This window comes from Calothrix anomala FACHB-343, assembly GCF_014696435.1.
GTDB lineage: Bacteria > Cyanobacteriota > Cyanobacteriia > Cyanobacteriales > Nostocaceae > Aulosira > Aulosira anomala_A.
Genome location: NZ_JACJQG010000029.1, coordinates 91534 through 100232, shown reverse-complemented (window position 1 = coordinate 100232; position 8699 = coordinate 91534). Strand labels below are relative to the sequence as shown.

The 8699-nt window shown below is 41.2% G+C and carries 7 protein-coding genes; 3 read left to right on the top strand and 4 right to left on the bottom strand.

Annotated elements, in window-relative coordinates; all coding sequences use genetic code 11:
* Nucleotides 1-62: 62 nt before the first annotated feature.
* Together H6G08_RS17935 and H6G08_RS17930 are read right to left on the bottom strand one after the other, a co-directional pair.
* The gene (locus H6G08_RS17935; protein WP_190545336.1) at nucleotides 63-203 is read right to left on the bottom strand and encodes a hypothetical protein; all 141 of its coding nucleotides are present in this window, start codon (nucleotides 201-203) and stop codon (nucleotides 63-65) included.
* 544 nt (nucleotides 204-747) lie between these two features.
* Complete coding sequence (locus H6G08_RS17930) at nucleotides 748-2022, bottom strand: RNA-guided endonuclease InsQ/TnpB family protein (protein WP_190545334.1); 1275 nt, start codon at nucleotides 2020-2022, stop codon at nucleotides 748-750.
* Between the two features lie 80 nt (nucleotides 2023-2102).
* Between H6G08_RS17930 and H6G08_RS17925 the strand changes: the two genes are divergently transcribed.
* Nucleotides 2103-2636, top strand: a complete 534-nt coding sequence (locus H6G08_RS17925) for a P-loop NTPase family protein (RefSeq protein WP_190545344.1) — start codon at nucleotides 2103-2105, stop codon at nucleotides 2634-2636.
* 180 nt (nucleotides 2637-2816) lie between these two features.
* On the opposite strand, the gene recR is transcribed toward H6G08_RS17925, so the two are convergent.
* Nucleotides 2817-3374 (bottom strand): recombination mediator RecR, encoded by a 558-nt coding sequence (gene recR, locus H6G08_RS17920; protein WP_199322640.1) that lies wholly within the window; start codon nucleotides 3372-3374, stop codon nucleotides 2817-2819.
* A 201-nt stretch (nucleotides 3375-3575) separates the two neighbouring features.
* Here recR and H6G08_RS17915 point away from each other — a divergent pair, with 201 nt between their 5' ends.
* Both H6G08_RS17915 and H6G08_RS17910 read left to right on the top strand, forming a co-directional pair.
* Nucleotides 3576-4109, top strand: coding sequence for an HD domain-containing protein (locus H6G08_RS17915; protein WP_190545332.1), 534 nt, complete (start codon nucleotides 3576-3578; stop codon nucleotides 4107-4109).
* Between the two features lie 129 nt (nucleotides 4110-4238).
* Nucleotides 4239-5810 (top strand): WG repeat-containing protein, encoded by a 1572-nt coding sequence (locus tag H6G08_RS17910; RefSeq protein WP_190545330.1) that lies wholly within the window; start codon nucleotides 4239-4241, stop codon nucleotides 5808-5810.
* A gap of 448 nt (nucleotides 5811-6258) precedes the next feature.
* Here H6G08_RS17910 and ftsH2 read toward each other — a convergent pair whose 3' ends face one another.
* Nucleotides 6259-8142, bottom strand: a complete 1884-nt coding sequence (ftsH2, locus tag H6G08_RS17905) for an ATP-dependent zinc metalloprotease FtsH2 (RefSeq protein WP_190545329.1) — start codon at nucleotides 8140-8142, stop codon at nucleotides 6259-6261.
* Nucleotides 8143-8699 lie beyond the last annotated feature (557 nt).

The window sequence follows — 8699 nt, the reverse complement described above, 5'->3', positions numbered from 1 at the left end:
TAGAAGTTATTCTTATTTAGCTGGAATAAGCTCTACTAGAAGCTAGTTCTTATGTACTATATCTATCCGGTTTTTTGGGTGTGACAGTTCTGGGTGCGGAAGATAGGATTTAAGATTTTGCCCTTAAAAGCTATGCTGTACACACAAGTTGCTTCATTAGCATTGTTAATGTAACGACTCACATTGTTAATGTAACGACTCATATTGTTAATGTAACGACTCACATTGTTAATGTAACGGCTGACATTGTTAATGTAACGCCTTACATTGTTAATGTAACGGCTGACATTGTTAATGTAACGACTGACATTGTTAATGTAACGACTGACATTGTTAATGTAACAACCTAAGTGCAATCAAATAGTAAATTTGAGATATTGCCAATTTTAAGCCAATACGGTTCAGTTAAGTAGTAGGGGCACGGCATCCACAATCTTTTGCTGTATACAGTAATCTTATCGGTGCCGTGCCCCTACGAAATATTGCATCTCAGCCTAACTGAACTCTATTGAATTTTAAGCGATCGCACTGCTTTGTTATATTAATGCATCGGTCTGCGATCGCATTGTATTGAGTGACAACGTTATAGCTGTAGTCACATAGGTTAGACACTTTGAAAGCGTGAATGCTAAGAATTGCAATAGTTTAACCTGATGCTGAATCACAAAATCTCAAAGCGCGTAGACATTGCCAAAAAGCGAAGATGTAGCATTTTTTCCACATCAGTTAAGTTGACACTCCACCGCCCTATAAGGGCGGGGATTCTACATTCACAGACTCGCCATTAGACAGCAGGCTTGCGCCAACCGCCCAAGAGGGCAAATCTCCTGTAGCGTAAGTTCCCGTGTGCCCCACGGTACTGAGTCCTAATCTCAAAATGTTGATTGCTGCATTAATGTCTCTATCTTCGGAGTAGCCGCAATGAGGGCAAACATGAGTCCTGGTGGACAGAGATTTTCTCACTTTCTCGCCACAGTTAGAGCAGTTTTGGCTTGTGTTATGGGGTGGAACTGCAACGGTCACCTTTCCATATTTATGACCAAAATACTCTAACCATTGCCTGAAAGTGTACCAACCAGCATCACTAATTGATTTAGCTAGATGTCGATTCCGAACCAAACCCTTCACATTTAAATCTTCATAAGCTACCAAATCGTTAGATTGGATAACGGAGTACGCCAGTCTCTTGCAGTACTCTTTTCGTTGCCTACTTACTTTTAAATGTTTCCGGGCATATCTATTTCTAGCTTTGTGGTAATTGTTTGATTGCCGAAGCTTTGCTTTTTTCTTCTGCTGACTGAACTTTTTAGACTTTTTACGATTGGCTCGGTTCAGCTGCTTCTCCGATTTACGGTAGAACTGGGGTGATGGTTCTACATTACCTTTATTGTCGGCAATGAAATACTTTAACCCCAAGTCAATACCAACTACCTGATTGGTTGGTTGACTTTCTATCCTGACATCAATATCAATTGCGAATTGGGCATAATACCCATCAGCACGGCGCACTAAACGCACGCGCTTAATTTGCTTGATGTCATAGTAATTAAGGTCATAAGTTCCCTTTAATTTCAGGATTCCAATACCTTTTTTATCGGAGAAAGTTATTGCCTTTCGATTCGCTGAAAGCTTCCATCCAGTTGATTTATATTCAACTGAACGGCAGTTTTTCTTGAATTTAGGAAAACCCTTTTTACCTTTAATCTTCTCTCTTACAAAGTTTGGATCGGAGGAAGCCACATCTCCAACTTTGCGCTTCTTACAGTTATCGTAAAACCGAGCTATTGCACTCCAAGAACGTTCAGCAGCAGATTGTCTAGCCATTGAGTTTAATTCATCGGCAAAGGGAAACTCAGCAGCTAATACCGCACAGTATTTATTCAGGTCATATCTACCCACATCTTTGTTATCCATCCAATAGCGCAAGCACTTATTTTGAATGAATTGTGAGGTGCGGATAGCCTCATCTATCGCTTGATATTGCTTATCTTTCCCCTTGACTTTAAACTCGTAAACAATCATGGGTATCGACCAATTAACCACATCTTTATGTTAACACAAAACACATAAACCGGTACTAAAGGACGGGGTTTTAGACCCAAATTTTCGATAAATATGATAAAAATCAACCCCAAACCGACGGACTCAATGTCCAAACTTGGAACGTGCAGGTCAATAGTAAAGACATTCGCCTCAATGTTTGGGACTTTGGCGGACAGGAAATTTATCATGCCACCCAGATAGAAAACATAAATAACCTTCAAGGCGCAAACATCGGTAACTTTGCCAATGAAATCAAAGACAAAGCCAGTCAGCAAGCCTCTAACTTTACCCAAACAAGCGGCGCAAATATTAACGAAATTCTGCAACTAATCGGCAACCTCCGCCAAACTGCCGCCCAATTCCCCCCAGAAATCCGCGAAGACATCATTATTGATATTAATGATGTAGAAGACGAAATTAAAAAACCAGAAAAAGAACAGAATAAACTCAAACTCAGAAAGCGTCTACTAGCCGTACTCGCTGCTGCTAGTTTAGTCGCTACACCAATTGCAGGTATAACAGATTTTGCAAACAATGTTATGGAAATAGGAAGCAAATTAAATATTGAACTCCCGCTTCCCCCTGGTAAATAGACTTATTCGCGTTAAGGCATTTTTATTTAAAACTAATGACATTGCTGGGGAATGCGATCGCACTTTCCATCATTACATTACCAAAAATGCGATCGCCTGAACCAAAAATCACAACCCTCAATCCCCCTTCCCTTGTCCCCCTTGTCTCCCTTGTCCTCCTTGTCCCCCTTGTCCCTTCCCCTAGTCCAACTCTCGCCGCCCTTCCAAAGCCCTAGCTAACGTCACCTCGTCGGCGTACTCCAAATCTCCACCCACAGGTAAACCAAAAGCAATCCGCGTCACTTTGGTAAATGGTTTCAATAGTTGACCAATATATAATGTCGTCGTTTCCCCTTCGACGCTGGGACTAATCGCTAAAATTACTTCTTGGGGTTTTTGTTGACTCACCCGCCTTACTAAGGCTTGAACAGTCAACTGTTCCGGGCCGATACCGTCCATTGGCGAAATCACCCCGCCCAAAACGTGATACTTACCTTTGAACTCGCGGGTTTTTTCCAATGCAATCACATCACGGGAATCTGCTACCACACATATAGTATTGATATCGCGGTTAGGATTGCGGCAGATTTCACAAACTGGTTCAGAAGATAAATGAAAGCAGACAGAACACAAGCCCACCTGTTTTTTAGCATCAATCAGAGCTTGTGCCAAAGCCTCTACTTCTGTTTCTGGTCGCTTCAAAATATGCAAAGCCAAGCGCTGGGCAGACTTAGGCCCCACTCCTGGTAGGCGTTGCAATTGCTCAATTAACCGTGCTAAAGGACGTGCGTAAACCGTAGCTTTATCTCCAGAATGTTTTTACCATAACTATGATGACATTCTTAGGAAGTTTTGGACGAGCGATCGCCCAAATTGCGTAGATGCAGAGCAGCTTATCATAGACATCGCCTAATTCCCACCCTAAAATAAACTAGCGATCGCTAGACTGAGTGAGGCGGAATGAGTAGCCAAATCAAAGATTTCTCAACAGTACATGATGCTCACAAATTTCTGCGAAAACTCGGAGCATCATCAAAGCTAATTCTTCATGTAACATTGGTCGGAGAAGCTGCTGATTTGTTGATTGCAAAACTCCATCAACTACCCGTCGCATTTAACGAAGATTTTGTTCGCTTAGGTGTTGCTTTCCATGATGCTGGTAAAATTATCCATCCCGAAGAACTAACTGCAAAGGGAAATAATCATGAATTCGCAGGTGAGCAGCTGTTGATTGCTCATGGAGTTGAGCCAAGTCTTGCTCGGTGCTGTCGTTCTCATAGTCAATGGGAATCGATGGAATGCTCTTTTGAAGAACTACTTATTGCTTTGGCTGACACACTTTGGAAAGGTAAGCGCATTGCTCAATTGGAAACTTTGGTAATTGAAAGGTTATTAACATTGTGTCGGCGAGATTATTGGGAATTATTTGTGGAGATGGATTCTTGCTTTGAGGCGATCGCTTCTGAGGGTGATACTAGATTATCGCGCAGTTAGTTTCTAGGGTACGTCAGTCCTATATATTTATATAGCAGCAGTTGTATGATTTTCTGACACACCATACAAATTAGAAATTTTTTTCATGTAATTGCCTACTTAATTAATATATTACGAGTTTATTAATATATGTCAAATTCTATAAATTTTAGTGATATTCAAAATCATTGGGCAGAAAAATGTATCAGAGAATTAACCAAACGCGAAGTGATTAACGGTTATCCAAATGGTACATTTCTGCCAGAAAAGACAATCACTCGTGCTGAAGCTGCGGCGATTTTAATGAAAGCTTTTGCTAATCTGCCAGCCAGACGAAATCCGATGCAATTTTCGGATGTTTCACCAAATTTCTGGGCAGAACAAGCAATTGAATTTGCTAGTGCTAGAGAATTTTTCCAAGGTTATCCCGATGGCACTTTTAAACCCAATGAATTGTTACCAAGGGTGCAAGCAATAACTATTTTGGTAAAAGGGGTAGATTTTAAGTTAGTGCAAAACCCTGATGCAATTCAGCCAGAATTTTTAGATGATGCGGCGGAAATTCCTGATTATGCTAAAGCCGCGATCGCAACTGCTTGTCAAAACTTTCTCGCTGTCAATTATCCCAATGTCAGAAGGTTACGTCCCAATCAACCAACTACTAGAGGCGAATTTGCGGCTTTAATTTGTCAAGCTTTATTTTTATGGAATTTAGTGCCATCAAAATATGTAGTTGGTAGCGATATATTTAAAATTCAGCCGCAGTTTGATGCAGTAGAGGGTTTTTCTGATGGTGTAGCTTGGGTGCAAATTGGCAAGAAATGGGGTGTAATTGATAAAACCGGCAAAATAATTATAGCACCGCAATATTATGAGCATTACCCGTTTTCTTATGGGTTAGGATTAGTAACTATTGGCGGTAAGTATCGCTATATAGACAAGACAGGTAAAATAGCGATCGCGCAAAATGTTGACAAAGCTTTTCCTTTTTATGAAGGTTTAGCCGCGATTATAGTTAATGGCAAGATAGGCTACATTGATACCACAGGTAAAATTGTTATTAAACCGCAATTTGATTCTCCAAGAGGTTTATTCGGTTTTGCAAATTTCTCTGAAGGTTTAGCAGCAGTTGGCTATCAAGAGAAAGTTGGTTTTATTGATAAATCAGGGAAATTTATTATTAAACCACAATTTTTCTGGGCTGATGCTTTTTCTGATGGAGTAGCATTTGCTTCAACAGGTTCAGTTTTTGGTTTTATTGATAAATCAGGGAAATTTACTGAAGTAGAGAAATTAGATACAGTAGATGTCAGCAGCCCTTTTTATGATGGATTGGCAAGATTTCCAGTAAATGGTGGTTATGTTTTTATTAATAAAACTGGCAAAAAGGCATTTCCTATAATATTTCCCTATGCTTCAAATTTTTCTGAAGGTTTAGCAGTAGTATCTATAAATGATAAAAGACAGTTTATTGATACAACTGGTAAATTTGTTCTGCAAAATAAATTTGATTCAGTATCAGACTTTAATGATGGTGTTGCCTGGGTTAGTATTGGTGAGAAACAAAGTTATATTAATCGCAATGGTAATTTGTTAATTAAACCCCGGTATTTTGCTTATTTTAATGCTTTTTCGGAAGGTTTAGCTGGGGTATTTGTAGGTGGTCAATTGAACTCACAAAATTTTGTCGGTAAATGGGGTTATGTTGCTAAAACAAAATAACATCGGCTAATAATTCGTAATTCGTAATTCGTAATTCGTAATTAAGATTTAAACCACATCTATTTTGGGAACCATAGTTTTTCATGGGTAGTGGGAGCATCTTGCTCCCTGATGGTAGTAGCGGGCAAGATGCCCGCACTACTCCAGGTTTCAACATGGACGAAGTTTATGAAAACATATGCGATTTTCTATGAACTGATTCGAGAACTACCGCAAATACAGCAAATTGCAAGTTGGTGAGGTACAGATAATCGTTGATTGTAGGGGCATTGGCACTGCCATGCCCTCTAGAATATATTGATGTGTCGCAAACATTATTTGAATTGGTATAAGAAGTCTAATAAACAGATAATCAAAAAGTTTTGAATTTGAAAATTAATTGTGAAACCAAAATAAAAATGGGTATGGAACACCATACCCATTGAATTAACTAATTTTCAATCAGCGATTATAGCTGCGCATACTGAGGTTTCTCAGGTACGTCAGTGTACTCAGCCACAATTTGCCGGAATTCAGCACCGTCAATGGTTTCTTTTTCAATCAGCAAATCGACTAAACGGTCAGTTACACTGCGATTATCACGAATCAGCTTCTTGGCGTTTTCGTAACATTCTTCAACGATCGCTCTCACTTGACCATCAATCCGAGATGCAATAGATTCAGAATACTCAGATCTGGTTGTCCAGTCACGACCTAAGAACACTTCACCTTGTTGGCTTTCCAAGGATAAGGGGCCTAAATCTGACATCCCGAAGCGGGTAACCATTTGTCTCGCCATTCCCGATAACTGTTGTAAGTCGCCACCAGCACCAGTGGTTACTTCAGCAGCACCAAAAATCACCTCTTCGGCGGCGCGTCCACCTAAAGCACCAGTAATCCGCGCTTTCAATTGCGAACGGGAAATTAAACCCTGTTCTTCGTTAGGAGTAAACCAAGTTAAACCTTGTGCTTGTCCGCGAGGAATGAGGGTAACTTTTTGTACTGGGTCGTGGTCTTTTAACAGTGTTCCCACTAAGGCGTGTCCGACTTCGTGGTAAGCAATTAAGCGCTTGCTCTTGCTGTCAACTAAAGGAGTACCTTCCATGCCTGCAACTACCCGATCTACCGCATCGTCGATTTCGGTGAGGGTAATACCTTCTTTGCGTCTTCTGGCGGTGAGAATTGCCGCTTCGTTGAGCAAGTTAGCTAAATCTGCACCTGTAAATCCAGGAGTACGACGAGCGATCGCATCTAAGGATACACTGGGGTCTAATTTCTTATTGCGAGCGTGGACTTGTAAAATTTCCAAACGTCCTTTGATGTCTGGTGCATCAACGGTTACTTGGCGGTCGAAGCGTCCGGGACGCAACAATGCTGAGTCTAATACGTCGGGACGGTTGGTAGCAGCAATAATAATGATGCCTGTGTTACCTTCAAAACCATCCATTTCGGTGAGTAACTGGTTAAGAGTTTGCTCTCTTTCGTCGTTACCACCACCAATGCCTGCACCACGCTGTCTACCTACAGCGTCAATTTCATCGATAAAGATGATACAGGGAGCGTTGTCTTTAGCTTTCTTGAACAAGTCGCGGACGCGGGAAGCACCCACACCAACGAACATTTCCACGAATTCCGAACCGGAAATACTAAAGAAAGGTACGCCAGCTTCCCCAGCGATCGCTTTTGCTAGTAAAGTTTTACCGGTTCCTGGAGGGCCTACTAACAGCACGCCTTTAGGAATCCGCGCACCTACAGCAGTAAATCTTTCTGGCTGTTTGAGGAAGGTGACAACTTCTTGTAATTCCTCTTTCGCTTCTTCAATACCTGCTACGTCGTCAAACTTCACCCCGGTTTTGGCTTCCATTTGAAACCGCGCTCTCGACTTACCGAAGTTCATTGCTTGACCGGGGCCGCCGGGAAGATTACTAGAGCGACGGAACAAAAAGAACAAACCGGTAATCAATAAAATTGGGAAAACTAAATTACCCAACAAACCCCAAATAGCGCCATCATTGCGCATTGGGTGAGCATCAAAACTAATTCCTTTTTCTTTAAGCTTGCTGATTAACTCAGGCGCGTTCACAGGTAAATCCACCCGCCACCGTTGGACACGATTTTCGATGTCTTGATCCACGGCTTCGACAATTGCTGTTCTGCCACCTTCATAGAGATCTACGCTGCTGACGCGACCAGCATCCACATATTCCAGAAAGCGACCATAAGTCATGCGGGTATTGGCTGCATTTTTCGTCATATCAGCCGGCGCACCTGCAAATGCCCCCTGCCAAAAGAAAAAGCCAATTACCAAAGCAGGCAATGTCCAAAGTAACAGGACTTTCCAAGAAAATTTCATCTTTATCTGCCTCTAGATGCCAATAGAACTCATCAGCTTTAGCAACCAAATGATGTAATCATCCTGCAATTTCAGGATGAGAGTTGAGTAAAAACTATAAAATTTTTCAACTTAACTGAACCTTGTAAGCTGCGCTACTCTTTGGTAACGCTAGCACAAAGGCTTTTAATCGGGGAATTCAAAAGTTTTTGTCATCATCCATCCTTAATTTGGTTGCTAAATCGCTGGGAAACGGATCTTGATAAATCCATTTTGCTTAATCTGATGTTTTACGCGCATCGCTATAGAAACTCTAAGTGCCTTACAGCAAATCTATAACGACATCACGAATCTTAATTAAAGTTAACTTAATTTTAATACAAAACTACACCCCAAAAGCAACGAGAATTAAGAAAAGTCCCCAAGACGAAGCATTATTAAAGCTTGCTTCCTTAATCCTGAGCGCTTCTCTACTCTTCTATCCTATTGTTGATGCTTGATTTTGGATGCGGAAATCCTAGCGGTGTAGCTGATGTATTTGCGGCGACAAACAGCCATCTGTGGGAGCGCCTACAAGC

Excerpts from the sequence above, each read along its gene's own strand:
- H6G08_RS17935 (WP_190545336.1), bottom strand. The coding sequence starts at position 203 with ATGAGTCGTTACATTAACAATGTGAGTCGTTACATTAACAATGCTAAT.
- H6G08_RS17930 (WP_190545334.1), bottom strand. The coding sequence starts at position 2,022 with ATGATTGTTTACGAGTTTAAAGTCAAGGGGAAAGATAAGCAATATCAA.
- H6G08_RS17915 (WP_190545332.1), top strand. The coding sequence starts at position 3,576 with ATGAGTAGCCAAATCAAAGATTTCTCAACAGTACATGATGCTCACAAA.
- H6G08_RS17910 (WP_190545330.1), top strand. The coding sequence starts at position 4,239 with ATGTCAAATTCTATAAATTTTAGTGATATTCAAAATCATTGGGCAGAA.
- ftsH2 (WP_190545329.1), bottom strand. The coding sequence starts at position 8,142 with ATGAAATTTTCTTGGAAAGTCCTGTTACTTTGGACATTGCCTGCTTTG.